The organism is Alcaligenes faecalis (genome assembly GCF_041521385.1).
Taxonomy (GTDB): domain Bacteria; phylum Pseudomonadota; class Gammaproteobacteria; order Burkholderiales; family Burkholderiaceae_B; genus Alcaligenes; species Alcaligenes faecalis_E.
The window spans coordinates 3492738-3518156 of sequence record NZ_CP168006.1; the positions used below are offsets into that span (position 1 = coordinate 3492738).

Annotated in this window: 24 protein-coding genes and 1 riboswitch; of the genes, 7 read left to right on the top strand and 17 right to left on the bottom strand. The window is 56.2% G+C overall.

Annotation, left to right across the window (positions count from 1 at the left end; translation table 11 throughout):
- Positions 1-6 precede the first annotated feature (6 nt).
- On the bottom strand, positions 7-1329 hold the full coding sequence (locus ACDI13_RS15040) for a TRAP transporter large permease subunit (protein ID WP_316989967.1): 1323 nt from the start codon (positions 1327-1329) through the stop codon (positions 7-9).
- Positions 1319-1720 (bottom strand): TRAP transporter small permease subunit, encoded by a 402-nt coding sequence (locus tag ACDI13_RS15045; protein WP_372372502.1) that lies wholly within the window; start codon positions 1718-1720, stop codon positions 1319-1321. Before ACDI13_RS15045 ends, ACDI13_RS15040 begins: the two co-directional genes overlap by 11 nt.
- Before the next feature lie 332 nt (positions 1721-2052).
- Here ACDI13_RS15045 and ACDI13_RS15050 point away from each other — a divergent pair, with 332 nt between their 5' ends.
- Positions 2053-2985, top strand: coding sequence for a mechanosensitive ion channel family protein (locus tag ACDI13_RS15050; protein WP_372372503.1), 933 nt, complete (start codon positions 2053-2055; stop codon positions 2983-2985).
- Between the two features lie 101 nt (positions 2986-3086).
- Here ACDI13_RS15050 and ACDI13_RS15055 read toward each other — a convergent pair whose 3' ends face one another.
- The 12 genes from ACDI13_RS15055 to ACDI13_RS15110 form a co-directional block, all read right to left on the bottom strand.
- Positions 3087-4397 carry an amino acid permease gene (locus ACDI13_RS15055; protein WP_372373136.1) on the bottom strand — a complete coding sequence of 437 codons (1311 nt, stop codon included), beginning with the start codon at positions 4395-4397 and terminating at the stop codon, positions 3087-3089.
- A 474-nt stretch (positions 4398-4871) separates the two neighbouring features.
- A riboswitch (glycine riboswitch) is annotated at positions 4872-4961 on the bottom strand.
- Positions 4962-5187: 226 nt separating this feature from the next.
- The gene (aqpZ, locus tag ACDI13_RS15060; RefSeq protein WP_316989542.1) at positions 5188-5886 is read right to left on the bottom strand and encodes an aquaporin Z; all 699 of its coding nucleotides are present in this window, start codon (positions 5884-5886) and stop codon (positions 5188-5190) included.
- A gap of 503 nt (positions 5887-6389) precedes the next feature.
- Entirely contained in the window at positions 6390-7346 is a 957-nt protein-coding gene (locus ACDI13_RS15065; RefSeq protein ID WP_316989541.1) for a DUF3325 domain-containing protein, read from the bottom strand.
- Positions 7343-7639 (bottom strand): DUF3649 domain-containing protein, encoded by a 297-nt coding sequence (locus ACDI13_RS15070; RefSeq protein ID WP_316989540.1) that lies wholly within the window; start codon positions 7637-7639, stop codon positions 7343-7345. The genes ACDI13_RS15065 and ACDI13_RS15070 overlap by 4 nt, the downstream gene beginning before the upstream one ends.
- The gene (locus tag ACDI13_RS15075) at positions 7636-9297 is read right to left on the bottom strand and encodes a PepSY-associated TM helix domain-containing protein (RefSeq protein WP_316989539.1); all 1662 of its coding nucleotides are present in this window, start codon (positions 9295-9297) and stop codon (positions 7636-7638) included. The genes ACDI13_RS15070 and ACDI13_RS15075 overlap by 4 nt, the downstream gene beginning before the upstream one ends.
- A 488-nt stretch (positions 9298-9785) precedes the next feature.
- Entirely contained in the window at positions 9786-10268 is a 483-nt protein-coding gene (locus tag ACDI13_RS15080) for a cysteine hydrolase family protein (protein WP_316989538.1), read from the bottom strand.
- 96 nt (positions 10269-10364) lie between these two features.
- Positions 10365-11369, bottom strand: coding sequence for a YeeE/YedE family protein (locus ACDI13_RS15085; protein WP_316989537.1), 1005 nt, complete (start codon positions 11367-11369; stop codon positions 10365-10367).
- Positions 11370-11405: 36 nt separating this feature from the next.
- Entirely contained in the window at positions 11406-12701 is a 1296-nt protein-coding gene (locus ACDI13_RS15090; RefSeq protein ID WP_316989536.1) for an NAD(P)/FAD-dependent oxidoreductase, read from the bottom strand.
- 2 nt (positions 12702-12703) lie between these two features.
- A complete protein-coding gene (locus tag ACDI13_RS15095; RefSeq protein WP_316989535.1) occupies positions 12704-13057 on the bottom strand; it encodes a c-type cytochrome in 354 nt (117 codons plus the stop codon).
- A gap of 164 nt (positions 13058-13221) precedes the next feature.
- Complete coding sequence (gene soxZ / locus ACDI13_RS15100; RefSeq protein ID WP_316989534.1) at positions 13222-13548, bottom strand: thiosulfate oxidation carrier complex protein SoxZ; 327 nt, start codon at positions 13546-13548, stop codon at positions 13222-13224.
- A 13-nt stretch (positions 13549-13561) separates the two neighbouring features.
- Positions 13562-14065, bottom strand: coding sequence for a thiosulfate oxidation carrier protein SoxY (locus ACDI13_RS15105; RefSeq protein WP_316989533.1), 504 nt, complete (start codon positions 14063-14065; stop codon positions 13562-13564).
- On the bottom strand, positions 14052-15380 hold the full coding sequence (locus ACDI13_RS15110; RefSeq protein ID WP_316989532.1) for an FAD-dependent oxidoreductase: 1329 nt from the start codon (positions 15378-15380) through the stop codon (positions 14052-14054). Before ACDI13_RS15110 ends, ACDI13_RS15105 begins: the two co-directional genes overlap by 14 nt.
- A 223-nt stretch (positions 15381-15603) precedes the next feature.
- On the opposite strand from ACDI13_RS15110, the gene ACDI13_RS15115 reads away from it, so the two are divergent.
- Positions 15604-15813, top strand: a complete 210-nt coding sequence (locus tag ACDI13_RS15115) for a cold-shock protein (RefSeq protein WP_009461028.1) — start codon at positions 15604-15606, stop codon at positions 15811-15813.
- Positions 15814-16082: 269 nt separating this feature from the next.
- Here ACDI13_RS15115 and ACDI13_RS15120 read toward each other — a convergent pair whose 3' ends face one another.
- Complete coding sequence (locus tag ACDI13_RS15120; protein WP_316990638.1) at positions 16083-17444, bottom strand: ATP-binding protein; 1362 nt, start codon at positions 17442-17444, stop codon at positions 16083-16085.
- Between the two features lie 12 nt (positions 17445-17456).
- Positions 17457-18119, bottom strand: a complete 663-nt coding sequence (locus ACDI13_RS15125) for a response regulator (RefSeq protein WP_316990639.1) — start codon at positions 18117-18119, stop codon at positions 17457-17459.
- Positions 18120-18371: 252 nt separating this feature from the next.
- Here ACDI13_RS15125 and ACDI13_RS15130 point away from each other — a divergent pair, with 252 nt between their 5' ends.
- Genes ACDI13_RS15130 through ACDI13_RS15145 form a run of 4 tightly spaced genes read left to right on the top strand, consistent with a single transcriptional unit; the run spans position 18372 to position 22548 of the window.
- Positions 18372-19967: a cbb3-type cytochrome c oxidase subunit I gene (locus ACDI13_RS15130; protein WP_316990640.1), complete on the top strand. Its 1596-nt coding sequence runs from the start codon at positions 18372-18374 to the stop codon at positions 19965-19967.
- Positions 19964-20614 (top strand): cbb3-type cytochrome c oxidase subunit II, encoded by a 651-nt coding sequence (locus ACDI13_RS15135; protein WP_316990641.1) that lies wholly within the window; start codon positions 19964-19966, stop codon positions 20612-20614. The genes ACDI13_RS15130 and ACDI13_RS15135 overlap by 4 nt, the downstream gene beginning before the upstream one ends.
- A 14-nt stretch (positions 20615-20628) precedes the next feature.
- Positions 20629-21438: a cytochrome c gene (locus ACDI13_RS15140; RefSeq protein WP_372372504.1), complete on the top strand. Its 810-nt coding sequence runs from the start codon at positions 20629-20631 to the stop codon at positions 21436-21438.
- A gap of 21 nt (positions 21439-21459) precedes the next feature.
- Positions 21460-22548, top strand: a complete 1089-nt coding sequence (locus ACDI13_RS15145; protein ID WP_316990643.1) for a c-type cytochrome — start codon at positions 21460-21462, stop codon at positions 22546-22548.
- Between the two features lie 809 nt (positions 22549-23357).
- Here ACDI13_RS15145 and ACDI13_RS15150 read toward each other — a convergent pair.
- Entirely contained in the window at positions 23358-24026 is a 669-nt protein-coding gene (locus tag ACDI13_RS15150; RefSeq protein WP_316990644.1) for a metallophosphoesterase, read from the bottom strand.
- 236 nt (positions 24027-24262) lie between these two features.
- Here ACDI13_RS15150 and ACDI13_RS15155 point away from each other — a divergent pair, with 236 nt between their 5' ends.
- Positions 24263-25396: an aminotransferase class V-fold PLP-dependent enzyme gene (locus ACDI13_RS15155; RefSeq protein ID WP_316990645.1), complete on the top strand. Its 1134-nt coding sequence runs from the start codon at positions 24263-24265 to the stop codon at positions 25394-25396.
- The last annotated feature ends 23 nt before the right edge of the window (positions 25397-25419 follow it).

Consider the following 25419-nt stretch of genomic DNA (forward strand, 5'->3'; position numbering starts at 1 on the left):
GTTGTATTAACTGCCGTACAGCACGTGTGGTAGCCATGTGACCAGATTGGGGAAAATGGCTATCAATATACACATGAGAATGACCAGGAAAATAAACGGAATAACCCCCGTAATAATTTCCGTAGTTTTGACTGAGGGAGGGGTAATGGCACGCAGATAAAACAGGGCGTAGCCAAAAGGAGGGGTCAGGAATGAGGTTTGCAAAACAACAGCAACCAAAATGACGAACCAGAGCAGGCTGATTCCCATTTCCTGAACAATGGGCAACAGAATGGGAAAGGACAGCAGCACAATCCCCGTCCAGTCCAGGAAGCAGCCCAGGATAAAGACAATCAGCAGCATTACCAGGATCAGCAGCCAGGGTTCCATATCCAGGTTGCGCATGATGTCCTGAACTGCGCCCAGTCCCCCCGTAATGTTGAACACACCGGTAAACGCTGTCGCACCGACCACAATGAACAGGATCATGGCCGAGGTGCGACCAGTTTCATACAGGGCATTAAAGAAGGTGCGCCACTGGAACTTGCCACGGAAAATGACGATCAGCAAAGACAGCAATACCCCGATGGCCGAGGCCTCTGTGGCCGTTGCAATACCCGCTAGCATCGAGCCCAAAATACCCAGAATCAGGAAAATAGGCGGGACGGCTTCCAGGAGCAACATTTTGATCAGGGCCGGTTTGGAGATCTGTTCTTCCGGCTCGACGGACGGGGCTCGCTCGGGGTGTCGCCAGGCAATAAAGACGACCCAGGCGGCATAGAGCAAACCCAGTAGCACGCCTGGAATCAGGGCGCCTGCAAACAGCTCGCCAATGGATAGCGGGGAGTAGCTGGCCATCAGGATCAGCATGATGGACGGTGGGATCAAAATGCCCAGGCACCCCGAAGCGGCAATTACGCCGGTGGTCAGCTTGGGGCAATAGCCATACTTAAGCATGGGCCGCAAAGCCATCATGCCAGTGACGGTGATAGAGGCGCCGATAATGCCGGTGGTCGCCGCCAGCAAAATGGAGAGAAAAACAACGGCAAGCGCCAGGCCACCGCGCACCCGCGACATCAGGAGTCGTAAGGCCTCGAACATCTTGTCTGTGACTTCCGAGTCGGACAGAAAGCGGGCCATCAAGATGAACAAGGGGATGGCGATCAGGGTGTAGTTGTCCAGAACATCGCCATAGATGCGGTTGACGACAATCCCCAAAACCATGGGTTTACCGGCAATGAGCGTACCTATAACGGCAGTCCCACCCAGAACGAACGCCAAGGGATGGCCCATGAACAGGCCCAGCAGCAGCAGGCCGCCCATCAGTAGTGCAATCAATTCAGGCGTCATGATGGCCGGGCTCCTTGTGGGTCAGCAGACGGATTACCTCGGCAATACCTTGAATCAGCAACAGGGCGGCAGCCACCACCATGGAAATCTTCAGTGGGTAAACGGGTAGTTGAACGGCGCCGTAGGTCGTTTCACCTTGCGCTAAAGAGCGCATGGCAAACTCGTAGCTACGAGTCAGAAATACCCAGGAGAAGGGGAAAAAGAAAATGAGGTAGCCCGCAATTTCAGTCCATTTGCGAGCGGCAGGAGAAAACTTCTGGATCAGCAGGTCGACGCGAACATGAGATTGATGCTTGAGGGCATAAGCGCCCAACATCAAAAAGTAAAAGCCGTAAAGCTGTTTGGTGGCATCAAATGTCCATCGGGTAGGCTGATTGAGCACATATCGCATGAACACTTCATAAATAATAATGGTGGCAAAAATAATAGCGATAAATGAGAGGATTCTGCCTATGAGTTCATTGAGTGAGTCAATAGCCTTTAAAACCATCGTTTTCCTTTGGCGCGAATTGTTATTGTTTCAGACTGACGGCTTAGTCTATGAGCAAGGCAAGGCCTGTCACAACGTGGGTTTACCCTTACGTCAACCTTACTCGCTATAATCGCTTGGCCAAGAACGGCGCAATCGGAGGAAAAGTGCAGGATCACACATTGTTGATCAAATACCTGACAGGTATGGGGATCTTTCTGGCTTGCTTGCTGGCGGCACTTGTTCTGGCGTTTATGAGACATCGTCGGCGCAAGTGGTCGCACAATATCATCGCGCAAATCGTGCAATTGGGCTTGCTGTACGGTGCCATTGCGGTGGCACGTCAGTACATAAACATGGCCCTGGTTGATTACCACGTGACGTGGCTGACCCCCCGGATGGTTGACTTTGTGGCTGTGCTGACCGCAGCGGCGGTGTTGATGCATACGCTATCGCTGTTGATCAACCGCCTGGAGAAAACGCAGCTTAGCAAAGGGGGGGATCCAACCTCGGCACGCCTGATTGCACGGGTGTTGAAGTTCGGTGCATTTGTGGTCATGTTGCTGTTTTTTGGCGAACATTTCGGATTAAGTATGTCTGGACTGTTGGCCTTTGGTGGTATCGGCGGCATTGCGATCGGTATGGCAGGCAAGGATATTTTGAGCAATGTCTTTTCCGGCGCCATGTTGTATTTTGATCGACAGTTCAAGATTGGCGACTGGATACGCTCGCCTGATCGCAATATTGAAGGGACAGTGGTTGAGATTGGTTGGCGCCTGACCAAGATCATGACGTTTGATAAACGGCCGCTCTATGTGCCCAACTCCTTGTTCTCTTCCATCAGTGTGGAAAATCCAGGGCGTATGACAAACAGGCGGATCAATACCGAGGTGGGACTGCGTTACGAGGATGCTGGCAAGGTGCGCGGTATTGTGGATGAGATTGGCCAGATGCTGGCACAGCACCCTGATATCGATCAGACGCAGACGACGCTGGTCTACTTCAATGCCTTTGCAGATTCTTCGTTGAACATCATGGTGTATTGCTTTACCAAAACGACGCAGTGGGCCGAATGGTTGGGTATTCAGCAGGATGTGTATTTGAAGATTATCGATATTGTGCAGCGGCACGGCGCTGATTTTGCCTTCCCCAGCCAGACGTTGTACGTGGAGAAAGGGGGCCAGTAAAGGGGGAGGCCGCGGAGCGTTTAGATACAGGCGCTCAGCAGCAAGGCGACCCAGTAGAGGCAGCACAGTGCGGGGTCGCACTGTGCTGTGTCCGGCTTGGTTTAGCTTAGGTTTTGTGTTGCCAGGCCCAGGGCCAAATCCTGCTTCATGCGTTTCTTGTAGAAAGGCAGGCAAATAAGCAGGGCCAGGAACCAGAAAGGGGTGGCAATCAGGCCGATCAGGGTTTCTTCTTCCTGGCTGAACAGGTACAGCGCAAAGGCAAAGAACACCAAAGTCAGGTAGCACATGGGAATGGCAAAGGGCATTTTGTAGCTGGATGCAGCGTGTGCCTCAGGACGAACCCGGCGGTACTTCAGGTAGGTGATCAGGATGACAGCCCAGACGAAGATAAAGCAGATGCTGGCCACGGTGGTCACGATGGTGAACACACGCATCACGTCGCCTTCTGCATAAAGCAGGAACAGGCTGGACAGCAAGAGGGCGCACGAATAGATCAGACCATTGCGGGGAGTTCCGTTACGCGACAGTTGGCTAAATGCTTCGGGAGCCAGCTTGTTCTTGGACAGACCGTACAACATGCGCCCCGTGGAGAACATGCCGCTATTGGCCGAGGACAGCGCCGAGGTCAGCACCACAAAGTTGATGATGGCCGCCGCCGCACCCACACCAATGAGCAGGAACATATTTACAAACGGACTCTTGTTGGGCGCGACAATATCCCAAGGGGTAACGGTCATGATGGCGGTCAGGGCCAGCACATAAAACACGATGACGCGAACAGGAATCTTGTTGATGGCTTTGGGCAGATTCTTGGCAGGGTCAGCCGTTTCAGCCGAGGCGGTACCCACCAGTTCGATCCCTACGAAGGCAAAGATGGCGATCTGGAAAGCGGCAAAGAAACCATGCAATCCATTGGGGAACATCCCGCCGCGATCCCACAAGTGAGTCAGGCTGGCTTTCTCGCCGGTCGGGCCGACAAAGCCGGTGAACAGCAGGTAGGCACCCACGCCAATCAGGGCCACAATGGCAATGATCTTGACCAAGGCAAACCAGAACTCCAGCTCGCCAAACAGTTTGGCCGACAGCAGGTTGAAGATCAGCAAAAAGGCAATGCACGCCAGGCCGGGTAGCCACAGTGGAATGTCCGGCCACCAGAATTGGGTATAGCCAGTAATGGCGACAATATCGGCAATACCAATCACCACCCAGCAGAACCAATAACTCCAGCCCAGAAAGTAGCCCATGGTGGGCCCGAGAATATCGGCGGAGAAATCCACAAAAGATTTGTATTCCAGGTTATGCAGGAGCAATTCCCCCATCGCCCGCATTACAAAAAATAAAAAGAACCCAATAATCATGTAGGTAAATAAAACCGAGGGTCCGGCCAGGCTAATCGTGCGGCCTGATCCCATAAATAGCCCGGTACCGATAGCGCCTCCAATGGCTATCAGTTGCAGATGCCGGTTTTTCAACGAGCGTTGCAGTCCAGATGAATGTTGCTGAGACACACTGTACTCCTAGTTTTTTTTCGTTCAAATGCGTAATTATGACTGTGCTGCGAGAAAACATTAGGCACAACCCGTCCTCAAGAACGGTTTTCTTGATGCCAATCTATATAAAGTAGGGAGCGCACAGCAGTCCTCCTTGTTCTGATGACATGAAATGTCAAAACAGACCTGTGTGCGAATAAAAATGGGAATAGGGTGGTGGTGTGTCAGGCGACCAGAAACGGTACCTGACTATCTGCTCATAGATAGGCTCCGGACGAATAGGTGAACAAAGACCATATGGCCTCTGTACCCCCTCTGTCCGTTTACCTGAGAGCTTATCCATCGGTTCGCGATGGTCCCCTTCGGTGGGCACGGGTGTGCCTCTCTCCAGATGGTCAAAGGTTCAGGATTCTTTTGCCTGAGAGATTCCGGGGTCGTTGCTCCGTCGGCGCTTCATCAAAGGGAAGACTCTCACCTGAACCGTTATTGACGCCGCTATTGTATAGACAGCTAAAAAGCGATGACTACTAGCGTTAACCTGTAGACTTTTAATGAGAATAGTTCTTGTTTATTGAGGGGTTTTGTGTTGGAAATTTCTGGGGGCGTCAGTAAGGATGCGCCCTTTGCATGGAGCCGCATTGTCGTGAATGGGGTAGATTGCCTGCCCCAGACGATGCGGCTCTGTTGCCCTGCAAGCTGGCGTCAGCGTCGCTTATTCGTCGTCGGTATGCAGAAGGCGATACACCAAGGCGCCGATTACCCCCCCAATCAAGGGGGCGACCCAGAACAGCCACAACTGGTCCATGGCCCAAGTGCCTTGGAAGAAGGCCACGCCGGTGGAACGGGCAGGGTTGACGGAGGTATTGGTGATAGGGATGCTGATCAGGTGAATCAAGGTCAGTGCCAGACCAATTGCCACGCCAGCCAGACCAGCATGACCACGCTTGTGAGTCGCGCCCATGATGATGAACAGGAAAAAGGCGGTCAGCACAATTTCTGCGATCAGGGCCGCGTTGCGGCTGTAGTTGCCGGGCGAGTGCTCGCCAAAGCCGTTCGAGGCAAAGCCTGCCACGGGATCAAAGCCGGCTTTGCCGCTTGCGATCAGATACAGAACGCCCCCGGCCAGCAAGCCGCCGATGATCTGGGCAAGGATGTAGGGAATGGCATCGCGCGCGGGAAAGCGACCGCCAGCGACCAGCCCTAACGTGACGGCCGGGTTGATATGGCAGCCGGAGATATTGCCAATGGCATAGCACATGGTCAGCAAGGTCAAGCCAAAGGCCAGGGCTACCCCGGCAAAACCAATCCCCAGTTCAGGATAGGCAGCGGCAAAGATCGCACTTCCGCAGCCTCCAAAGACTAGCCAGAAAGTACCCAGTGTTTCTGCGAGGCATCGTTTTAATAAAGACATGATATGGCCTTGTTAGTGATTTAACACGGCTGGATTCTAGCGATAGGTTGGAACCGACAATTGATTGAAAGGAAAACAATTGTCAAAAATTTTCCTTTTTTTAGGGTGGTGTTTTTTTATAGCAAATGTGAGAAATATGTTTAATGTGGCGATGTGTGTCAGGTGTGGGATTTTGTCGAAGTTGCGAAGAATTGCTGCTTTTTGAGTGGGTGTTATAAATAATGTGGTGGCTAACTTTTTAGTACTTTTTAATGGGATATAAGAATGGTGGTGGTATATGAAAGTAGGCTGAAGCTAAGAGGGTTTTTGTATACGTATTTATCTCGTATTTTTATTGGGTGTTTTTGTTGAGAAATTTAGGTATTAAAGAATTGAGCGGGTAGGTTTGGTTTTTTATGTTGATGTTTTTTGGATTTTTACCGGCCAGTGTCAGCAGGAAACCAGCGTCGATCAGGAATAAAAAAAAGGACCAAGATGCTTGGCCCTTTCGGTTCAGCTCATAGTTACGGTTTTTGCTGAATGAAAGCCGCTGTTGCGGGTGATACCTGGTGGAAATCAAAAGCCTGATGGTAAATATCTCCGTTTTTCGCTTCCACACTTAGCCATAGTTGATGCTCGACCTCGCTATCGGGCGGGATGGCAATTTCTACCGTTCGTGTCCAGCGCGTGCTGCCAAAAGCCTGACGAGGCGAGGGCATAGGTTCGGACTGGCTAGCTTGCAGATAAGCGCGGCGTATATGCGGGTCGCAGGCTTGGCAAAAGCGAATCTGGAACGCTTTGCGATGGGTGCCGGTGGGGCCGCTGATGGGGGCCTTGTTATCCGTTTCAGCCAGGACAAATGACCAGGGGCCAATCTGACCTTGCAGGGCATTATTGCTAAATACGGGCTCCGGGCTTTGCTGCGTCAGATAAATCATGAAGGCGGCAGGGATGGCCAGAAGGCTGCTGGCAAAGATCCAGTTACGAGCAGAAAACCATGATGTTGCTGTCGAGGTTATGCCAGGGTTAGGGGGTGATGTACGCGCAGTGCTCCCCGACGTTGCTGTCGCAGTCGTCACTCCAGTTTTTCCAGGTAGAGCGCCACGTGAGGCCAATTCAGTTTTACCTGCCTCAGTTTCTTGAGGCGCTGTTTTGGCGACCGCGGCGGGTCTGGTTCGCACCGGCTTTTTCTCCTGCCAGGGCCACCAAGGTAGGTAAAAGCTCAGACCGGCTCCGGCCATGGTCAACCAGCCCAGCCAGGCAACCGTGCCGATGCTCCAGCCCCAGCCTTGCCAGCACAGGGCTAAAGCCAAGACCAGTAAAGGCCAGCCGAACAGACGAAAGAGACGCCTTTCTTTTTCGCTGGGCGTGCGATGCAGCAGAAACTCACCCTGGCGATCGCTGGCCAAAGCCAGGCAGATAAAGCCTGCCAGACTGCTGATAAAAACGGCCAGATTCAACCACAGACTGGTATTGCTCATGGCTGCACTCCTGCGGGCATCACCAGCAAGCAGAGCAAGGCGATGAAAGCGGTAGGCAGCACCATGCCCACCCAGGCGCGGGTGGCGCTTTTGGTGCTGAACACCCACATGACGGCGATGGCATACCAGATAAAGCTCAGCATATTGGCCGCCAGGACAGCCTGGACTTTGGGCAGAGGCCAGAGCAGGGTCAGCAATACGGTGACTGTGGCTGCCAAGGCGTAGCCGCCGACAGCCGCCGCCACAATGCGCGACAGTACTTGCAGGCGGTAGCGAGGAGTCAGTCCACTCATCCGTTCACTCCTGCAGTGAGCACGTTGGCCGAGGTGGCGGCTTTTTTAGGCAGCGTGGCAATAGACCATTTGCGTTTCATTTTTACGGTGATATAGATAAAGATGGCAGCCAGGCCGAGCATGCTCAGGTCAAAGCCTGCCAAGCCCCAGTCCCCATGGGGGACGGTAATGCCTAAGTGGCGGTTGGTCGTCAGCAGGTTCAGAACGGGAATCAGGGCGTAGGCGGCGGCTGTCAGGCAGAGCAGTTCCAACCAGGCGCGCTTCAAGGGGCGCCAGCAGGCATATAGGAAGGTCCAGCCCCAAACCAGAAACAGCGCATGAAATTCCCAGGCGGCGCGGTCGGCCATATTGATAGGCAGGAGGCGGTTGGCCCAGAAGTAGGCGGCCAGACCGAGCGGCAAACCGGCCAGGGTTCCGGCATTCAGAATTTCCACCAAACGCAGGCCTGCTGCATCAAGGTGCTCGGATACGCTCAGTGCGGTGGCTTTGGTCCTGCGTTTTTGATGTTGGGTGCGACGTTTTACGGTCCACAGCACCAGACCCGTTCCAATAACGGCGCAGCCCAGCAAACCAGAAACCACATATAGCCAGCGCAACCACCATTCGGCAAACGCACCTTCGTGCAGGGCCAGCAGCACGCGGTGTGTGTCTCCGGTGATATTGCTTGTCTTGTCCGGCTCCATGGCACTGCCGTCGGCAGCGTTAAAGCGCAGGGTTTCGGCACGGGTCCAGTACACGCCCGTCACGCCGGTGCGGCGCAGTTCTACATAAGCTTGGCTATCTGCCGGATGCGTAATGTGTACCGAGGCAATGCTGTTCTTGCCCCAGGCTTGTTCTGCGTGCTGCATCATCGCGCTTAAAGGGGCCTGCGGCATGCTTACCGGCAGGAAGTCATGTTTTTGCTGGCGAATCTCCTGGAAGTAAGCCTGTCGTCCTTCCTCTGTTGCGCCGTACATGATTTCTCGTCCGGTCGGCATATAGAAGGACATGAAAAAGATCAGACCCGTGTAGGTAATCATCAGGAAAAAGGGCAGGGACATCACGCTGACGATATTGTGTGCGTCCAGCCAGGAACGCTGCCCCTTGCCGGGTCTGAAGGTGAAGAAGTCGGTAAAGATTTTTTTGTGCGTTACCACCCCCGTAATGACGGCCAGCAGCATCAGCATGGTGCAGATACCGACCAGCCAGATAGCAACGGTGTACGGCATATAGTGCAGCGCGTAGTGCATGCGATACAGGCCAGTGCCACCGGCGGTGGCGCGGGGTTCCGCTTCTGGCTGAATCTGGCCGGTGACAGGATCCAGCTCTTCGCCCCCGCGACGGCCGCGTTGACCGGGTTGGGACATGGCCTCCCAGGCAATGGACAGCCCTTGCGTGGCACGCGGGTTCAGGGCTTGATGCGGCAAAGTAATGATCCAGGCTTTGGAGTCTGCCGGGGCATGCGCGTGTAGCTGCGTCAGGGCCTGATCCAGCATCTGGCTGGATTGCTCGGGCAGGACTTGCATGGGCAAAGGGCGTTCCGGCTCCATCCAACGGGTGATTTCATCGTCTACATAGCCTGCCGTGCCGGTGACAAAGACAAAAAACAGGATCCAGCCCACCACTAGACCGACCCAGGTATGCAGCCATGCCATACATTGGCGAAATGACTCTTTCACGCTGACGCGCCTCCTACATCAGCACCGTCTCCGGGTGCTGGATTGATGATCATAAAACCGAGAAAAGCCGTGCTTGCTTGGCAGCGATGGGGGCGGATGGATTCCGCTTTTGTGTTATGAGCTGCACTCGTCGTGCCAGTTTTGCGTTTCAGATCGCAAGCTGGGGTCGACAGAGAGGGAAAGAGGGCATCAGGCTTAAAACAAAGGCAAAATAATAGCAATCATTCTCATTTCGGTGTGTGGATTTTCTGGGTTTCAAGGCATTATCCGGAAATCAGTGCGGCGCCATAGCTGTTTTGGCGTTTTCCATAGGGGGGAGGTGGAGCTTGATATCCGAAATGCTAGCTGACGATGACCGGAGCGATAACCGTGATGGCAGCGCCGTACAGTAGCAACTGATGCAAGAAAGCATCACGCGAACCCCGATATGACTGCACCACAATCAGCCTGATTTCAGGCTAGAAAGCTTGATTCGTCGATGAGCATGACTACTGCGGATCCCGTTCAGCGATCAGTTCGCGGCTGTGAATCGTGCGCCCGAAGTGATGTTTCCACAGCTTGATGCCCAACTCGCCGGAGCGATCCAGAGACGAGCCTACCGTCAGATCGGTAATCAGGGTGGGGTGCAGCCCGGCATCAAACAAGGCAAAACCGGCGGCCAGCACGCAGGTATCGGTTTGAATGCCACAAACCAGAATGCGATCGGCCTGACATTGCTGCAAATACTCCATCGCTGCCGGGCTGGGGGCGTAGCCGTGCTTGATGAAGATTTGCTTGGCATTGACCAGACAGCGGTCGCTGCGCGGCGGGCACCAGCCCAGTTGGCTGGAAAAAGGCGTTTGAGACTCGTCGTGCAGTTCAATCAAGGCCGCGCAAGGCAGGCGAGTGCTCAGGGCGTTAATGCCGTCAATCAACCACGGGGGCGGTGAAAAGCAGCTTTGCACATCGACAACAAGCAGGATCTGTCGCATTGCGGGAGCCTCAATAAGAGCGCCTCAGCGATGCCAGAAGAAGGTGGCTTGGGCAGTCTGAAGCGCCGTCAATCAAGCTCTTATTGAAACATGGACTCAGGCGTTTGGGCGGGCCCAGGTCAGGCGGGCACCGACGATAATGCCCAGCACCGCCAGCAAAGAGGTGGCTGACAAGGTGGACAGGCCGCTTAAACCCTGGCCTATGGTGCAGCCCAGGGCCAGCACGCCGCCTACGCCCATCAAGGCACCGCCTGCCATGGAGCGCAGCATGTGGCGGGGTGACTCAAAGCCTTCCAGCTTCCAGCGGCGACGCAGCAGGGCGCTTAGCAAGGAACCGGCCACCACACCCACCACCATCATGATGGTAAAGCGCGGGCTCATGCCGGTGGAGATCATGGCGTATTGAATACTTTCACCAATCGGGGCGACAAAGCTTAGCGAACTGACGGGTAAAGGCTCGAAGGGATCATCGCCCAGCCAGCCCGTGGTCAGCCAGCCTGCCACAATCAGCAGTCCTATGAATGCTCCGGCCAGCAGGTCATTCAGACGTTGGCCGTCCTGTCGGCGCAGCAGGGAAAAAGCGATCAGGGCGGCGACAATGAGGCCAATCACAATAGAGCGGACGGGGCCTTCGGGCAGAGTGACCGCAGGCAGGGTGACACTGCTGGCTTGGGCGATACCCATGCGCAGTGGTGCCAGCAGGCCCGTCAAGGTGATATAGGCGGCGATGCCCAGACAAAGCAGGACGACAAAGGAGCGCAGATTGCCTTGTCCCAGCAGAACCAGCGCACGGGCGCCGCAGCCATTGGCCAGGGTCATGCCTGCCCCAAAGAGCACACCTCCAAGCGGCACCAGCAGCCAGGAGAAAGTGGGGTTCAGGTACAAAACCTTGTCCAGACTGATCAGCCCGTAGCCCGCCGCCAGTTGTGTCCCGGCCAGGGCGACGGCCAGCGCCAGAGCAAAACCCTGGAGCTTGTAGCCGTTGTGCCCGGACCAACGCTCGGTCAAGCCGCGATAAAAGCAAAAACCACTGAGCTGGCCGGCAATGCCAAAGAGCAGGCCAATGGCCAGGCTGACCCACAGTACAAGTTCTGTATTCATCATGTGCGCTGGATGGTAGGACCGGGTTAGAGCAATTTAGCCTTTGGTGCCCCAGATGTCGCGACTGATTGCGGCATACCAGGCTTCACCATACTGGGCTTCCTGCTTACGGAAGGCCGCGCTGGCTTCTTTGGGGCTGACCCCGCCGGACGCTTCAGCCAGCTTGTCATCAGCAAAGGCGTACAAGTGCCCCACAGAAATGCCATAGTCGGGAGCGATCAAACTGTAGCAGGTATTGCTCAGTGTGGCCTGGGGCGCAGGCTTGCCGCTCAAGGCATTAATGATGGCAGCCGCAGCCAGCTTGGCTTGTGTATTGGCCGAGAAACCGGACTTGGGCATGGGCGAGGCAATGGTGGCATCGCCTACCACATAGATGTCCTTGACCTGCTCGGACTCGAAAGTATGCGGGTCAATCGGCACCCAGCCGCTGGCGTTGGTGACGCCGGCCTGCTCGGCAATGGCTCCGGCTTTTTGTGGCGGGATCACGTTCAGCACATCGGCTTTGTGGATCTCGCCAAACTCGGTTTCCACGCTTAGCTTGGCCGCATCCACGCGGGCGACTTTGCCGTCTTTGGAGAAGGGTACCCATTCAATCATGTCGCCATAGACTTGCTTCCAGCCATCCTGAAACAGGCCCTGTTTGGAGAAGCTGTCTTTGGCATCCAGAATCAGAATCTTGGATTTGGGTTTGTTCTGCTTGAAGTAGTGGGCCACCATGCTGGCGCGCTCGTAGGGGCCGGGCGGGCAGCGGAAGGGGTTTTCGGGGGCTACCATAATGAAGGTGCCGCCATTGGGCATGGCATCCAGCTGGCTTTTCAGCAAACGAGTTTGATCGCCTGCTTTCCAGGCGTGCGGAGCCAACAAGGAAGCGGCCTCGTCATAGCCTTCCAGCGTGTTCCAGCGAAAATCAATGCCAGGCGAGAGCAGCAGCTTGTCGTAGGACAGCGTCTGGCCCTTAGACAGGGTCAGGGTCTTGGCCTGGGAGTCGACGGCGGTGGCCAGGTCGTGAATCACGTCGATCCCGGCGGCGCGCAAATCATCGAAACCGTGGCCTTGCTGTTCAAAACGGCGCAAACCGGCCAGATACAGATTGGTGAAGGGGCAGGTGTAGAACGTGGTGGCCGGTTCAATCAAGGTCACTTTCAGGGACGGATCACCACGCTTCAAGTAACGGGCAGCCGTTGCCCCGCCAAAGCCGCCACCAACCACAATCACATGGGCCGAACTGCTGCGTGCGTACACGGGCAAGGTGCTCAGGGCGAGGCCAGCCACACTGGTTTTACCGACACGGCTCAGCCATTGGCGACGAGAGGAGTTCAAGGGGGTGCTCATGCTTAACGTCCTTGCGCAACGCTGCGTGGGGTGGAGGGGATTTCAGAGAAGTGGCGGGCCAGTGCCTCCAGATCTGCGTCCTGGTAGCCTTTGACCAGACGACTCATGATGGTGGTGCCCGCTGGGGAGGTGTCCGAGGCAAAGGCGCGCAACTGTTCCAGCAAGGTAGCTTCGGGACGGCCTGCCAGCGAGGGAATAAGGGTCGTGGAACGCCCATCCGGGCCGTGACAGTTCGCACAGGAGTTGGCCACCGTTTTGATGTCCAGTGTGGAGCTGGCCCAGGCCGGTGCGGTGGCGCTGCTGGCCACTAACATGGCGGGGGCAATAAGGAGACGACCTACCAGAGAGAGGGACATGGGCATTCTTCTTGTCAATGTGCTTCGTTGTAGGAAAGGACGCCAGCGTAGCATTACCGTTAAGCCCACCCTGTATGACTATATAGAACGCTGTTATGAACTCAGCGCCCGGGCAGGGCGCTGAAGAGGGCAGGTCTGGGAGTCTGGCAGCACGTGGCAAGCAATCAGCCGCTGATGCTCAGCTCCGTCTGGCCGGTAATGACGGCACCTTGATCGTCCGTCCAGCTCATCTCCAGCGCCCCGGAATGCCGCGCGACAAAGGTAAATTCAATGTACGGATTTTGGGAAATCGCTGTTTCCGGAAGCCAGTTGAACAAGGGCTCGCTGTTAAAGGTGGCCTTGAATTCGTGGATGATGTTGCGCGGCACAACCTGGCCTTCTTTACTTAAGCGCAGGCCACTTTCCATGCGGTGTTCGACCAGGGCGCGCACGCGCACCATTTCGCCCGCCTTGGGCTTGGCATTGCTGATCCAGATACGTGGTTTACTCATGAGTGCCCCTTGTTTACATGCCGCAGCCACCAGCCGTCACAGTGATGTGATGCTGGGCGCTCAGGACGCGGCCATCGCTTAACCGTGCCAGGGCGCGGATGGTTTGGGTTTCAATCAGACGCAGACGAACGGCCACTTCCGTGGTTCCGGCCAGGGCCGTGAAGTTGAAGCGACAGGCCAGCGGATGCGGGTTGCCCTGGGCCAGAACGATCAGCTCCTGGCAGTACACCTTGTCGCTTGCGGGCAAGTCCAGCACCACTTTGACTGGCACGGCAGCGGGGTTGTCGCCCAGAACGGGCATCTCCAGCTTCATGCCTTTGTCCTGTGGACTAGCGCCTTTCAGGAACTCGTCCACAATGGCTTGCACTTGGGCCGCAGTGGCCGGTTTCAGCAATTGATCAAAAGCGACTTGCGCCTGCAGATTGAGGGGTAGCCAGGCGGCGCCTAGCCCAGCCGCACTGCCCAGCACAAGCTGGCGGCGGCGGACAAAACGGGAGGGAAGCTTAGAGGAAGTCATTGAAACGGCTCTGGATCCACTGAAAATCTTCTTGAACAAGGTCGGAGGTACGGACATCCATATCGATCTGGGTTTGCAGAACCTTGCCGCTTGCGTCCAGCTCGTATTCAAATTTGACCGAGATTTCTTCTTGCGGATCCCCATTGACCATCATGTAGCACAGGTTGTCGGGCAGGACGGGCACCACTTCCTTGCCCGCGATACGTTCGGCCAGGTTTTGGGAAACAATCTTGGCTACGGCGTGTGCCACGTGGGCACTCTTGGGGTAGTGGCCGAACTGGTCGGAAATAAAGCCCATGGAGTCCCCCACCACGTAAACATGGTCGTCGTCGCGGGCGGTGAACAGGCGCGGGTCAATATTGGCCCAGCCCGTGGGTTTGCCATCGGGGCCTGTACCGACCAGACCTGCATTCCAGACCATATCGGCAGCCTGGTGCGGGGGCATCAGCACCGCGTCGTCAAAATCAAAGTCGCCGGCGGTGGTCTTGATGTGCTTCTTGAAGGGATCTACCTCGCGTACACGGGCATTGGGTACGTGGGTGATGATGTCCGGGTACAGCTCCTGGAAGGCCGCGCGATACCCTTCGCCAATGGGGGCGATGGTGGGTTTGGGGTCCAGAATAATAATCTTGCCCGGAATCTTGTTGGTCTTGATATGCCAGGCCATCAAACAGGCGCGCTCGTAGGGCGAGGGCGGGCAGCGATGCGGTGGCGGGGGCAGCGTCATCACAATGGTGCCGCCCTTGAAGGCTTTGAGCTTGTTCTTCAAGGCAAACATCTCGGCATTCGGGATGTAGGCGTTGGGAAAGTGCTGGCGGGTGTATTCCGCCGCGTAAGTGTCATTGCCAAACCAGGCATCGTAGGCGTTGCGTATGCCGCCCGACAGAATCAGGTAATCGTATTCCAGCGCACCCTGGGTGGTGCGCACGGTTTTCTTGTCGCGCTCGATGGCGGTGACTTCGGCATGCACCAGGCTGTAGCCGTACTTGATGGACGGTGCCAGCATGTCGTGGTTCAGGAAATCGGTGTTGACGATGTCAATCAGCCACTTGTTGCTCATGGGGCCAGACCAGAACGTGGGGTTGCGCTCGATCAACACCACTTGCGCCTGGGGCACCAGTTTGGACAGGTATTTGGCCGCAGTCATGCCGCCCCAGCCGCCACCACAAATGACAATGCGCGGGCCCTTGGTGTGGCGCGGCAGAATCTGGCTGGTGTTGGTGATGATGGCGGGGGCCGAGAGGCTGGTGGATGGAAGAACGAGTGTTCCGAGTGCGGCGGCTGGGGTGGCCAGCAGGAAATTTCTACGATTCATTGTATGTTCCTCGTGATCATGACATGACACACGTCAATCAGGATAAGTAGACCGCTTTGTGCGAGCCAGTATAGCCAAGAGTGCAGGTACCGGCTCAGGAAACAACAGAATGGCCAGATTTTGGCAACTAAAAAGTAACGAAACTATCCTTGCGGACAAAATCAGAGGATAGTTCAGGGAGGGAAAATTTTTTCTCTGATCGTTATTACATTTAGGACTTATTTTGAAGACAGAAATTGGTATTGTGAAGTGGTTCAACAGCGAAAAAGGCTTCGGATTCATCGTGCCGGAGAACGGCGGCAAGGATCTCTTCGCACACCACAGTGAAATTCAGGGAACCGGGTTCAAAACGCTGGAAGAGAACCAACGCGTTTCCTTCATCGAAGGTGCAGGCCAGAAAGGTCCATGCGCAACTAAAATCCAAATTCTTTGATGATGGGCTTGCCTGAACAGGCAAGTACCGCGTCAAACTAAAAAGGCTGGACCCTTTACGGGCTCCGGCCTTTTTTTTATGGCTTGGTTTCAGTCGGCTTGCTTGATGCTGGCCCGACTAGGCTGGAACGGGCGTTTTGCCCCTAGACTGCACGACAACCGGCAACCGGCAACCGGCAACCGGCAACCGGCAACCGGCAACCGGCAACCGGCAACTGACGTTCTGTGTTCTACAAGTAATAGGCCAGGTGCAGGGGAGCAACAGCGGCGTTAGTGATAGAGCGGCCTTGGTGCACAAATTGGCACGGTCAGACGTGCTTCCAGCCCCCCACCCTGACGATTCAGCAGTTCCAGTGTGCCGCCATGCTGGGTAGCGATGGCGTTCACGATGGATAAGCCCAGCCCATACCCCGCCTGCTGCTGCGAGCCGCGCCAAAAGCGGTTCATGGCCAGATCCCGCTCACTGTCGCTCAAGCCGGGCCCGTGGTCCAGCACGCTGATACGCAAGTAGCCCGGTTCTTCTGCTTCAATTCGCAGGCGTATGGGCTGCTGCGCCTGGGTATAGCGCAAGGCATTGTCGATCAGATTCTGTACGGCCACAGTCAGCAGGGATTTTTCAATCTGCACCGGGCCGGGTTGGCTGCGTATATCCAACGTGATCTGGTCGATGGTGTCGCCATAAATGGCTTTAAGCGCATGCAAGGCGGCATACACGGCCTCGTCCGCCTGGCTGCTTTCCTTGCTGGCGCCTTGGCCGTCCAGTCGGGCCAGCTCCAGCAGTCGCTGCAAAATGTTCTGTAGCTGTTGCACCCCCTGGTCTGCCTGGCTTAAGGCCGTATCCAGCGTGTCGCGTTCACCGGGGCGTTGGGCGGCCAGATGGGCAACTTGAATATGGGTTTTGATGCCTGTCAGCGGAGTGCGCAGTTCGTGAGCCGCGCTATCGGTAAAGCGGCGCTCGCGCATGATGGCGGCTTGTTGCCGCTTCAGTAGTTCTTCAATGGTTTGCAGCAAAGGTTGCAGCTCAACGGGGGCGTTGACGTTAGGCAGCGGGCTGTCGTCACCGGGGCGGCGGCGCGACAGCAAATCCCGAATTCGCTCCAGTGGGGCCAAGCCGTGACTGATACCAATCCATAACAGCAGCAGGCTGCCAAACAAGGCCACCACAAAGGGCAGGCCGGCCGATAGCATGATTTCTCTCACCAGCGATTCGCGTATCTCGATGCTGTCGGCGGCGGCAATCTGGATATGGCCTTCACGCAGGACAAAGGTACGCCATCGTTTGCCACCATGCACGTGAGTGCTAAAGCCCAACGCAACTTGCGACATGTCGGGGCTGCCCGCAGTACGGCTGACAGCCTGGATCTCCACTTCGCTACGCACCACGCTGATCTCGCACGCGACTCCGTCGCGGGCAATGATGTCTAACGGGTGTTCAGCTGATTGGGCCAGATCCTGCAAATTCGGGAATTGCGCTACCAGTCCGGCCACCATGCGCGCCGATGCGGCTAATCGGCTATCCAGCGCCTCTCGCAAGGAGTGACGCGCATCCATCAGCATCCAAGTGGCGACCGCACTCCAGAGTACGGTCAGGGAAATGCCGATAATCAGCAGCAATCGAAGGCGTAAGCTCATGGCGTCCAATCCCTAACCAGCAGGTCCCAGCTTGTAGCCCAGGCCACGTACGGTCTCCACAATATGGCTACCCAGCTTGCGGCGTAAATGGTAGATGTGCACATTGATGGCATTGCTTTCCAGATCCTGACCGTAGCCATAGACGCTGTCACACAATTGTTCGGCGCTCAGGATGGTGTGGGGTTTATTGAGCAAGGCGCGCAGCAAGGACAGTTCGCGGCGAGCCAGGCTGACCGGCTTGCCATCCAGCGTGACATGGCCGGTGGAGGCACAGAAACTGAGTCGTCCATATTCGATGCAATCGGTTTCATGGCCGGCTACCCGTCGTGTCAAAACATGCAGACGAGCCAGCAATTCGTCCAGGTCAAAAGGTTTGATGACGTAATCATCGCCCCCGCCCAGCAGCCCTTCGACCCGGTGATGCAGGGCATCGCGGGCCGTCAAAATCAGAATGGGCAATTTGCGGCCTTGTTCGCGCCAGCGACGCAGCAGCGTCAGCCCGTCCTGATCGGGCAAACCCAGATCCAGAATACAGACATCAAAGTGCGAAGACAGCAAGGCGGTGTCGGCCAGGCTGGCCGTGCCAACGTGGTCAACCGTCAGCCCGTGCAGTCGCAGACCCGCCACAATTCCGCTGGCGACAAGCGCGTCATCCTCAACCAGTAAAACGTGCATTCTTTCCCCCGTCGCGAATGCGGCTTGTGTAGGCAAAGCCTGATTTTTATTACGTTTCGGCGTTCATGTTAGCAGCCTTGGGAGCAGCGGCGAGAGAGGAAATTCTCTTAATTTGGCCTTAATCCTGATCCTCTACTGTGCTGTAGATTGCATTGCATTTGTATCTCGGTACTTACTTTTTTAATAAAACCGGCTTGGGCAATGGCGTTTCTTTAGGCTTAGCCGCATGACAGATATCGGGTATTAACTCACATGACTCCTATATTAGGAATATTACTGGCGACCAGTTTTGTCGCCTCTTTGGTGGCACTGGGCATTCTTGTCTGGGCCGTGGCAAACAAGCTGATTTTCGTTGGGAAGAACGAAGCCGAGACCATCTTCATGAAAGGTGAGCTCGGGCAGCCGGATGATAGTGCTTCTTTTGGGGGAGAGAACGAAGCACAGACGCATCGTTTTGATGTTTTGCGTGCGGGCATTGACCGCAGTGGTCGGGGGCCGGTTCTGCTGCTGGTCACCGTCGGGATTACCTGGCTGCTGATCGGGTCGGTGTTTGGCGTAGTGGCTTCGCTGAAACTGCATTGGCCCGATTGGTTGGCCGACGTGGCGCAAGTAACTTTTGGTCGGGCGCGTACCTTGCACCTGAACATCGTGGCTTATGGCTGGCTGTCGGTGACCGGGATTGGTGTGGCCTTGTGGCTGTTGCCGCGCATTTTTCATACGCCTTTGCGACGTCCCACGATGGTGTATGTCGGCGCTGCCTTGTGGACCCTGGGGGTACTGGGCGGCACGATTGCCGTCGCCAATGGCTGGTCCGATGGGATCGAGTGGCTGGAATTTCCCTGGCAGATCGACATTTTGTTGGCGGTAGGGGGCTTTTTCCTGGCCTGGCCTGCGATTGAGACTGCAGCCAACCGCAAGTCGCGCCACATCTATGTGTCGGGTTGGTACTTCCTGGCCGGCATGGTCTGGTTTCCCTTCCTGTTCCTGGTGTCCAACATCCCTGGCCTGCACATCGGTGCCCAGCAAGCCACCGTGAATTGGTGGTTTGCTCACAATGTGCTGGGGCTGTGGCTGACGCCCATGGGGGTGGGGGCGGCTTACTACATCATCCCCAAAATCATCGGCAAGCCCGTGTATTCCTACAACGTGTCCTTGCTGGGTTTCTGGAGTCTGGCGCTGTTCTACAGCCAGGTCGGTATTCACCACTTGATGGGCGGGCCGGTGCCAACCTGGGCGGTCACCTTGTCCGTGGTACACAGCATCATGATGTTTGTGCCGGTGATTGCCGTGGCGATTAACCAGCACGTCACCGTTGCACAGAACCTGTGGGCCTTCAAGCAATCCATGGCGCTGCGTTTTGTGTGGATTGGCGCGCTCATGTACACCTTGTCCTCTTTTCAGGGCTCGCTGGAGGCGATCCGTTCGGTGAATTCGGTGACGCACTTTACGCATTACACCGTGGGTCACGCTCACTTGGGTGCCTACGGCTTTGTGTCCATGGTGATGTTCGGCACGCTGTATTACATGATGCCGCACATTTTGGGCCGTCGTTGGCCCTTCCCGGCTCTGATCAAGACCCATTTCTGGCTGGTGACGGCTGGCTTCACCATTTACGTGTTGGCTCTGAGCATTGCCGGTGTGGTGCAGGGCATGGGCTTGATGGACCCAGGTTCAAGCTTTGGCGAGATCACTCGCAAGATGGTTCCGTATCTGGAAGCTCGCTCTATGGGCGGCACCATGATGACCTTGGGCCATTTCATTTTTGCGGCTCACTTTGCCTTGCTCTTGTTGCGCAAAGACTCCGCGGTTAATGCGACTCCTACACTTGCTCAGGCAGATGCGTCATGAATCGACTCTTACCTTTACTCATCGGGGCCATTGGCGTGTTGCTGCTGGCGACCTTGATGCTGGTGATCCTGCCAGCCTGGCAACTGCGTACTTCGGAACCGCCCGAGCCGCTGAAACCTTATACCGCTCAGCAATTGTTGGGACGTGAGGCGTACGTGGCCAATGGCTGTTTGTACTGCCACAGCCAGCAGCCACGCTCCACCGGTCAAACGTTGTTTGATACTTCACAGGGATGGGGTCGTGCGTCCACTCCGGGCGATTACTTCTACGACTCGCCTCACTTGCTGGGCACCATGCGTACCGGTCCGGACCTGTTCAACGTGGGTGCACGCATGAAAAGCCGTGACTGGCATTTGACCCATCTGTATCAGCCCCGTGCGATTTTTGACTGGAGCCTGATGCCGTCCTACCCCTATATGTTCGAGCTGAAAGATCAACCGGCTGAAGGTGACGTGGTCGTGCGTTTGCCAGAATCCTTGCAGCCTGCGGGCAAACACGTGGTTGCCCGTAAGGAGGCCCTGGATTTGGTGGAGTATCTGTTGGCGCTGGATCGCACCTATGCGACCACTGCCCAGGAACTGGATAAACGCGACCGAGGCTACGATCGTCGCCCCGCTGAAGCCTTGATGGATTCGGGCGCTAAATAGGACAAGTCATGACAATGGAAAAAGTTTCTAGTTCGCCCCAGGTCGAGAACATCGACCCCACCTTTGAGCCGTGGGAGCCACCGCGTCCCATTCCGATCTTCCTGTTGGCTGTGCTGTTCGCTTTGGCCCTGGCCGGTGTGGGCTTGTACCTGCACGATCTGGCACCGCATGCTGCGCCCGATGAGCCGACCGCCCCCATTCCTGCTTCCAACGTGGGGGGGGCTCCTGTGGTACCCGTCATTGCCGCATTGAAGGATGCCCCTGTGCTGGTGCATTCCGGGCAGGGCAGTGTGTGGAGCTGTGCCTCCTGTCATGGCCAGGCCGGCGAAGGTGCAGGCATCACGCCGCGTTTGGCCGGTATGCCAGAAGCGTATCTGCTCAAGCAACTGGAGGATTTTGCCAACGGAACCCGTCTGAATGAGTCCATGCAGTATGTGGCGCGTGGCTTGAAGCCGGACGATATGAAAGAGCTGGCTAGCTATTACGCCAAGCTGCCTGCTCCTGCTATTCATGTGCCCAGTTCGGATGCGAACCTGGCCCGTGGCGAGGTCCTGTTTCATCAAGGGGACTGGAAACAGAACGTGCCAGCCTGCATTAGTTGCCACGGTAGTCAGGGTGAAGGGGTTGGGGCGTCCTTCCCGCCTTTGGCCGCGCAGCAAGCCGAGTACTTGTTCAGCCAGTTGTCGGCCTGGAAGGGCGGGCATCGCCACAACTCGCCGCAAAACCTGATGGACGACATTGCATCGCGCTTGTCCTATGAGGACTTGTATGCGGTTTCCTACTATGCCGCCTCGCTGCCCGTTGATGGCCAGCAGGCGAAATAAGATCAGAACAGAGAGCTTTTCATGAAAGACACTCAACACAATGGTCGCAGCAAGCCCGCTATGTCGGGTGGACGCAGGCTGGCCTGGGGGGCTGGCATTGGTGTGCTGCTTTTTGCAATTGGCTATGGCTTGAATGCCAAGGGCTGGCTGTCCTTTTCGCTGGGATCGCCCGATGAGGGAACCTCTCAACTGGGCGAGGCTACCTATAGTCGTGCGGCGATGGAAGCGGATCGCAAGACCCAAAGCAAGGATAAGTTAGCGGTGACCGCCGGAATGCCGGTGGGGGCAGATGGGTATTACCTGCCCCCTGCAGAGAGCAGCATTCCGGATACCCCTTATGGTGAAGCGGTTCGCCGTGGTCGCACTATTTTTATGGAAACCTCCACGTCCGTGTCGGATCACGTGGGCAACACCCTGGCCTGTGTGAACTGTCACCTGGATGCGGGACGTCGTGAGCACTCGGCACCCATGTGGGGCGCGTATATTCGTTACCCGGCGTATCGCTCCAAAACCAAGGCCATCAGTACCCTGGAAGATCGCATCATGGGCTGTTTTACGTATTCGATGAACGCCCAGGCTTCGCCTTCGGGTGTTGCGCCGCCCGCTGGCAGTGATGTGTATCGTGACTTGATGACCTATATGTACTGGATGTCCGATGGGGCGCCGACGGGCCAGAAGTTGCCAGGTTCCGGCTTTCCCAAGCTTAACAAGACCGAGCTGGGCTATGACGTAGCGCGGGGTAAAGAGGTTTACACCAACAATTGTGTGTTGTGTCACGCGGTGGACGGTCAGGGACAGAAAGATGCTGAAAGTGGCGTGGTGTTCCCGCCTTTGTGGGGGGCAAACTCCTACAACTGGGGAGCGGGTATGGCACGGATTGATACGGCAGCCGGCTTTATCAAGGCCAATATGCCTTTGGGTAAACCGTTTTCCTTGTCTGATCAGGATGCCTGGGACGTCGCGGCGTATATCAACAGTCACGAGCGTCCCAGGGATGCGCGTCAGAAGGGGACGGTTGAGCAAGCGCGAGTGGAGTTTCACAACGGTGAGGAAAGTTACTACGGCAAGGAAGTGAACGGCGTGATTTTGGGTGGAGGCGTGGAGAAGTAAGCCTTTGGCCTGTTTGCCGTTTGTTTGAAGATTAAGCCGCCTCAGTTTCTTTTGGGAACTGGGGCGGTTTTGTTTTGGGCTTCTTCTTCTTCTTCTTCTTCTTTGTTTTCTTGCTCGCTGGGGAGCGGGGCAGTCTGTGGGCGAAAGCAGGAGGTGTGTTGACTATGGAGAGTGTAGAGGCTGCCTGTTTAGATAGTGCCTCGTGAAAACGCCGGTCTGGGCCGGGGGGCCGTCCTCTGGGCTTGGCTCCTTGCCGGTGCTGCGCACCGGTACCCTGGTCAGGCTTGCTATTCGGGCGCATCCTGAACTCGCGAAAGTGCCTTGTCCCCCGGACAAGGCACAAGCATTTCGCTCAAACAACAGGACGCTTGAACCCCGAATAGCAAGCCCGCCTGCGGCAAGAAGCCTGAATTGCCCGGAGGACGGCCCCCCGGCCCAGACCGGCTCACAATGACCATAAATATGAGGCCTTCTTCCTTCTTGTGGCAGAAGGATTGTCTTTGCAAATAATCGCTGAGAGCTGTTTCGGTCCTGCTGGGGTGTTGGGGCGATTCAGAGTGCTGGCCGCAGGCGAGGGCTCAATCGGGGGTGCAAGCATCCTGCTGTTTGAGCACGACGCTTATGGTTTGTCCGGGGGACAAACCATCGTGCGAGTTCAGGATGCGCCCCGATTGAGTTCTCGACAAGGGGACCGGTGCGCAGCGCCGGCCAGTGCTCAGCCCCGACACCCCAGCAGGACCGAAACAGCGTGTCCCCAGAGACTAACCTTGCAAAGGCAATCTTTAACGAGAGTGAAGAGCCGAAAGAGCCTACAAAGCCACCAAACGCTTCAAATCCAGCAAGGTGAAATGTCCATGATCCAGCCATCCGCCGGTATCAATGAAAAACACGTTCCCCAATTGCCGCATCTTGTGCGTTGTCTGGTGTCCATGCACTAAGGCCCGGAGGCCATCCACCCTGCCATCGTAGCCAGTCACATAGCGGTCCCTGGACCACATACAGGCATGGCGGTCATGGGCATCAAAACCATCGGTATGAATGTGTTGCCAATCATCGTAGGGAAAGTCGGCATGGACTATCCCCACCAATCCCAAGGGTGTTTCAACTTCCATTGCCAAAGGCAGGGCTTGAAGGCGTTGGGCGATAAGCGCCTGTTCGTCCGAAGTGCAATCGTCCAGCCAGCGCCCGCCATGCACACGATGATCCACTTCCTGAATGGGCTGCCCAATCGCCCGCCGCCAGGTCAACTGCTCGTGATTGCCACAAATCGCATGAAACCAGGATAGGTCCAGCCACTCCAGAACATGATGCGACTCCGGACCGCGATCCACCAGATCGCCCACCGAAAAAAGCCGGTCCTTGGACGGATCAAAGCGAATCCGCTTTAAAGAGGCGTGCAGCTTGGTGAAGCAACCGTGAATGTCGCCAACCGCAATATCGCGTCCCAAGGTGTTCTGACTAAAGCGTGCTACCGACATGATGATGAGACTCAGACGAGGTGAAACCTGCTCATCACGGTACTCAGAGCGGCAGGCCGAGTCAAGAAAGAGGGAATGGTGCCATGGCACTCCAGGTAGAACCGTTCATAGAGAAGAGATGGAGTGGGGATGTGATTGCAGCCGAATCGCGCTGTTGAGCAAGCTGCCCGTACAGAGCGGCTTGGTCTAAAATCGTTCGATCTTGATATCTTCTCCATTTGAATCCCGAGGTTTTCATGTCTCAACCCCGCACCCCCGTTGATCCGGACGGCCTGCTTGAATATTCGGTGGTCTACACCGACCGTGCCTTGAACCATATGTCCAAGACCTTCCAGGACGTGATGCGCGAAATCTCCCGCACGCTCAAACAGGTCTATCAGGCGCATTCGGCCATTGTGGTGCCGGGCAGTGGCTCGTTTGGCATGGAAGCGGTGGCCCGTCAGTTTGCAACGGACCGCAAGTGCATGGTGATACGCAATGGCTGGTTCAGCTACCGCTGGACTCAGATTTTTGACATGGGTTCCATCCCTGCCAGCACCACGGTTCTGAAAGCCCGCCCGATCGAGGAAGGCAAGCAGGCCGCTTACGCACCGGCCCCGATTGAAGAAGTCGTTGCTGCGATTCAGGCTGAAAAACCGGCCTTGGTCTTTGCCCCGCATGTGGAAACGGCCTCCGGCATCATGCTGCCCGACGACTATATGCGCCAGGTCGCGGAGGCGGTGCATGCGGTAGGCGGTCTGTTTGTGCTGGACTGCATTGCATCGGGCACGGTGTGGGTGGATATGAAGGAGGTGGGCGTTGACGTGCTGATCAGCGCCCCGCAAAAAGGGTGGACCGGTTCGGCATGTTGCGGCTTGGTGATGCTGAGCGAGCGGGCTCGTCAACACATTGAAACCACGACCAGTACCAGCTTCGCCTGCGATCTGCGCAAGTGGCTACAGATCATGGAAACCTATGAGAACGGGGCCCATGCCTATCACGCGACCTTGCCCACGGACTCCTTGAAGGTGTTGCAAGAAGCAATGGCCGAGACGGAAGCTCTGGGCTTTGACTGGATCCGCAATCGTCAGTTGGAGCTGGGCCGCAAGGTGCGAGCCTTGTTACGTGAACATGGTTTCCGCAGCGTGGCCGCAGCGGGTTTTGAAGCGCCGGGTGTGGTGGTGTGCTACACCACGGACGACGGGATTCATTCGGCAGCGAAGTTTGCCAAGGCGGGTTTGCAAGCTGCCTCGGGCGTGCCTTTGCAATGTGATGAACCTGCTGATTTCAAGACCTTCCGAATCGGTCTGTTTGGCCTGGATAAACTGAATAATCTGGAACGCTCGGTGGAGCGTTTGGCCAAGGCGCTGGATGCGATTGAAGAACAGTAAACCGCTGTTGTAGCGGTTGCTAA

Bases quoted from the DNA above. Each gene is read 5' to 3' on its own strand.
- ACDI13_RS15040 (WP_316989967.1), bottom strand. From the start codon at position 1,329: ATGACGCCTGAATTGATTGCACTACTGATGGGCGGCCTGCTGCTGCTG.
- ACDI13_RS15045 (WP_372372502.1), bottom strand. From the start codon at position 1,720: ATGCGATATGTGCTCAATCAGCCTACCCGATGGACATTTGATGCCACC.
- ACDI13_RS15050 (WP_372372503.1), top strand. From the start codon at position 2,053: ATGAGACATCGTCGGCGCAAGTGGTCGCACAATATCATCGCGCAAATC.
- ACDI13_RS15055 (WP_372373136.1), bottom strand. From the start codon at position 4,397: ATGGGATCAGGCCGCACGATTAGCCTGGCCGGACCCTCGGTTTTATTT.
- aqpZ (WP_316989542.1), bottom strand. From the start codon at position 5,886: ATGTCTTTATTAAAACGATGCCTCGCAGAAACACTGGGTACTTTCTGG.
- ACDI13_RS15065 (WP_316989541.1), bottom strand. From the start codon at position 7,346: ATGAGCAATACCAGTCTGTGGTTGAATCTGGCCGTTTTTATCAGCAGT.
- ACDI13_RS15070 (WP_316989540.1), bottom strand. From the start codon at position 7,639: ATGAGTGGACTGACTCCTCGCTACCGCCTGCAAGTACTGTCGCGCATT.
- ACDI13_RS15080 (WP_316989538.1), bottom strand. From the start codon at position 10,268: ATGCGACAGATCCTGCTTGTTGTCGATGTGCAAAGCTGCTTTTCACCG.
- ACDI13_RS15085 (WP_316989537.1), bottom strand. From the start codon at position 11,369: ATGAATACAGAACTTGTACTGTGGGTCAGCCTGGCCATTGGCCTGCTC.
- ACDI13_RS15090 (WP_316989536.1), bottom strand. From the start codon at position 12,701: ATGAGCACCCCCTTGAACTCCTCTCGTCGCCAATGGCTGAGCCGTGTC.
- ACDI13_RS15095 (WP_316989535.1), bottom strand. From the start codon at position 13,057: ATGTCCCTCTCTCTGGTAGGTCGTCTCCTTATTGCCCCCGCCATGTTA.
- soxZ (WP_316989534.1), bottom strand. From the start codon at position 13,548: ATGAGTAAACCACGTATCTGGATCAGCAATGCCAAGCCCAAGGCGGGC.
- ACDI13_RS15105 (WP_316989533.1), bottom strand. From the start codon at position 14,065: ATGACTTCCTCTAAGCTTCCCTCCCGTTTTGTCCGCCGCCGCCAGCTT.
- ACDI13_RS15110 (WP_316989532.1), bottom strand. From the start codon at position 15,380: ATGAATCGTAGAAATTTCCTGCTGGCCACCCCAGCCGCCGCACTCGGA.
- ACDI13_RS15120 (WP_316990638.1), bottom strand. From the start codon at position 17,444: ATGAGCTTACGCCTTCGATTGCTGCTGATTATCGGCATTTCCCTGACC.
- ACDI13_RS15125 (WP_316990639.1), bottom strand. From the start codon at position 18,119: ATGCACGTTTTACTGGTTGAGGATGACGCGCTTGTCGCCAGCGGAATT.
- ACDI13_RS15130 (WP_316990640.1), top strand. From the start codon at position 18,372: ATGACTCCTATATTAGGAATATTACTGGCGACCAGTTTTGTCGCCTCT.
- ACDI13_RS15135 (WP_316990641.1), top strand. From the start codon at position 19,964: ATGAATCGACTCTTACCTTTACTCATCGGGGCCATTGGCGTGTTGCTG.
- ACDI13_RS15140 (WP_372372504.1), top strand. From the start codon at position 20,629: ATGGAAAAAGTTTCTAGTTCGCCCCAGGTCGAGAACATCGACCCCACC.
- ACDI13_RS15145 (WP_316990643.1), top strand. From the start codon at position 21,460: ATGAAAGACACTCAACACAATGGTCGCAGCAAGCCCGCTATGTCGGGT.
- ACDI13_RS15150 (WP_316990644.1), bottom strand. From the start codon at position 24,026: ATGTCGGTAGCACGCTTTAGTCAGAACACCTTGGGACGCGATATTGCG.
- ACDI13_RS15155 (WP_316990645.1), top strand. From the start codon at position 24,263: ATGTCTCAACCCCGCACCCCCGTTGATCCGGACGGCCTGCTTGAATAT.